The organism is Marinobacter sp. UBA5687, from assembly GCF_002420325.1.
Taxonomy (GTDB): Bacteria; Pseudomonadota; Gammaproteobacteria; order Pseudomonadales; family Oleiphilaceae; genus Marinobacter; species Marinobacter nauticus.
Genome location: NZ_DIHV01000082.1, coordinates 1 through 3,184, shown reverse-complemented (window position 1 = coordinate 3,184; position 3,184 = coordinate 1). Strand labels below are relative to the sequence as shown.

The following is a 3,184-nucleotide window of genomic DNA, read 5'->3' as shown; positions in this document are numbered from 1 at the left end:
AGCTTGTCCAGTTGCCGTTCAGCGTTCGCCGCATCACCGGCAGTTAGCAGGTTGTGGATGATGACAAAGTAGGGGGCGGCGCGATTCGGCTGGAGATCGATGGCGCTTCGGGCCTCGATGGTGCTTGCTTTCAGCTCACCCTGGCGCTGGAAAAACCGTGCCTGGTCTACATGGCTGATGTACTGAATGTCTTCCTGAGACATGTCCGGTTCGCTGTTGCACCCCGTCACGGCCAAAGCGATGGCAGCGGATAGCAGTGATGCACGCGCAATAGTTCTTATCTTCATGCCCTGGTCCTTCCTTCGTCGGGTCTTGTTCTGTTCCAGCATTGGGTGTCTCAGGCCTCGTTCGGGGCGGTGTTGGTCTCAATCCGGTACTTGTCGGTCAGGTTGTATAGCGTCGGGCGGGTAACGCCCAGAAGGCGCGATGCCTGAGCCATGTTGAAATTACTGGTGGTGAGGGCCTGAATAATCGCCTTTCGTTCTGCCGCTTCACGTACCTGGCGCAGGTTGAGCTGAAAGTCGGTGTCGCAGCCTTCGAGCGGCAGAACCAGGTCCTCGGCGGTGATGCGCTTGCCATCGGCCATGATGATCGCCCGCTTCACCTTGTTGATCATTTCACGCACATTGCCTGGCCAGCTGTAGGCATTGATGGCCTGAACCGCATCGTCCGAGAACGTGAGGTTAGGGCGGTCCATTTGTTTCCCCAGGGTTTTCAGGAGGGATTGTGCGATCACCAGTGGGTCGCCATCCCGTTCACGCAGGGCAGGCACATCCAGTGTGATTTCACTGATCCGGTAATACAGGTCTTCCCGGAAATCGCCCTGGGCAATCAGGTCCTGAACATTCCGGTGGGTGGCGCACACCACCCGGACATCAACGGGAATCGGTTTTACCGAACCTACCCGGTCGACCACTCGTTCCTGCAGGAAGCGAAGCAGTTTGGCCTGCAGTGCCATCGGCATATCGCCAATCTCGTCGAGAAACAGGGTGCCGCCGTTGGCGCTCTCAATCTTGCCTTTCTTGGATTGGGTCGCGCCGGTAAAGGAGCCTTTCTCGAACCCGAACAGTTCGCTCTCCAGCAGGTTTTCCGGAATGGCGGCGCAGTTGATGGCCGCAAAGGGTTTGTCGGTGCGATGGCTCAGGTCGTGCAGGGCCCGGGCCAGGAGTTCCTTGCCGGTACCGGTTTCGCCGGTAATCAGGGTGGTGACATCGGTAGGCGCAACCTTTTCAACCGTGCGGCAAATCACCAGCATTTCGGGGCTGGCGGCAACAATGCCTTTGATGTTGGTGCCATTGCCTTGCGAGGACAGTTCGCGGTTTTCTTTTTCCAGTTCCGCGAGGCGGAATGCCCGATTTACCACAAAGGTGAGGATGTCGGCATCCAGCGGCTTCTGGTAGAAGTCGCAGGCTCCCATGCCTATGGCCTTGACGGCGTTTTCCTTGTCTTCCCTGCCAGTCACCACTATCACTTTGGTCATGGGTGCCAGGCGAAGGATATCTTCCAGCAGGGCGAAACCTTCAGTGGCGCCGCCGGGGTCGGGTGGCAAGCCAAGATCCAGCGTCACCACTTCAGGCTCAAGACGCCGAAGTGCCGTTAGCGCTGCCTCCCGATCAGCGGCTACCGAGACTTCAATGTCTTCACTGAAGCACCATCGCATCTGGCTCTGGAGGCCAGGATCATCCTCGACTATCAATAACTGCTTCACAACAACAACCAGTCCTTTGTTCCGTGTTCATATCGGATAGACGCCCATGAGGCGAACGCGATTCCATGATTCTGATTCTTAACTGAACATTGACACTTTGCAATGCTCGCTTAATAAAATAGTCTTCTCCGCCGGTTAATTGACGGCTTGCCTGCCTTCCTGCAAACCGGAATCTGTCGGTTCCGGCTTGTTCCCGGCTGATTCGCCGGTCGCGGCATTGGCCAGCGGAATACGTACCGAAAAGCAGGAGCCCAGGCCGGGCTCGCTGGTTACGTCAATCGAACCGCCGAGTTCCTGTATGTATTCCCGGGCCTGATAGGCTCCAATCCCCATACCGGTAAGCCCTTTGGTGCTTTCGAAGGGTTTGAAAAGCCGGGTGCGGATAAACTCTTCCGTCATGCCGCTGCCGGTATCCTGGATAAACAGCACCACGCTGCCTTTGGCCGTTTTCAGGTTCAGTGTGATTTCCCCGGTTGGAGCCGTGGCGTCCTGGGCGTTGCGAATCAGGTGGCCCAGCACGCTGCGCAGCTGTTCTTTGTCGGCGCATACCTGGATGGCGGGTGGCGCGCCCTGCAGCCAGGGCGCCGGGCTGCGGCGGCTATTGTCTTCAATCAGCTCGCGGACCAGTTGGGTCAGGTCTATGGGAGCGCGTTGCTCGTCCGCCCCCGAGGATGGTTTGCGGATATGATCCACGAGGTTCGACATTTTACGGACCGCATGATCGGTGGTGGCAATCATGTCGTCGATAAAGGCTGGGTTGTTGCGATGTTTGGGCGCATTCTTGACCAGTAGAGACAATTGGGCGATCAGTGTTTTCAGATCATGCACCATGAACGCGCTGGCCTTGCTGACGGCTTCAAACTGCATGGCCCGTGAGAGCCGGTTCTGGGCATCGTTCTGGGCGATGAGGTTGCAGGTCTGGCGGGCTACCACCTTGATCAGGTCGAAGTTCTCCCAGTTAAGCTCCACCCTGGCGTAGGGCGCGCCGACCATGGCAATGCCGTAGAGTTCGTTATCGAGATACAGAGGGATGACCAGCCAGGCTTCCGGGGTCTTGGTGATGGAGTCCGGTATTTCCAGCAGGTTGTAGCTCACCGGGTCTTCCCGGTATTCACTCAGATCAATGATCCATTCACGATCTTTAAAGAACTTCACCATGTCCGAGTCTTCGTCAATGATGGTGTCCTTGGGTGTGGCGATGTTCACGCTGGCTTTCAGGTGGAAATCTTTCTGCTCGCCCTTTATCCAGAGCGCGCCGGCATTGCTTTCCACCAGTCCGGCCAGAATGCGCACTACTCGTTCGGGCAGGGGTGGTTCGTTGCTCAGGTTGGCAAGTTCCTTGGTGAGCTTGAGCCATTCATCGCGATAATCGTACTTGTAGTCGAAGAAGTTCTGGCTGATGAAGACCATCAGGCGGCCGCGAATACGCCGCGACAACAGAAGTGTGACCAGAAACGCCAGGGAAACGGTGATGAA

Annotated in this window: 2 protein-coding genes and 1 pseudogene; all 3 read right to left on the bottom strand. The window is 57.0% G+C overall.

Going from position 1 to position 3,184, the window contains the following annotated elements; all coding sequences use genetic code 11:
• Positions 1 to 287: pseudogene (locus B3Y70_RS08380) on the bottom strand (hypothetical protein); the annotation flags it as partial.
• A 50-nt stretch (positions 288 to 337) separates the two neighbouring features.
• Positions 338 to 1,708, bottom strand: a complete 1,371-nt coding sequence (gene prsR, locus B3Y70_RS08375; protein ID WP_288589611.1) for a PEP-CTERM-box response regulator transcription factor — start codon at positions 1,706 to 1,708, stop codon at positions 338 to 340.
• 135 nt (positions 1,709 to 1,843) lie between these two features.
• The coding region (prsK, locus tag B3Y70_RS08370) for an XrtA/PEP-CTERM system histidine kinase PrsK (protein WP_288589609.1) at positions 1,844 to 3,184 on the bottom strand (1,341 nt) is incomplete at its 5' end.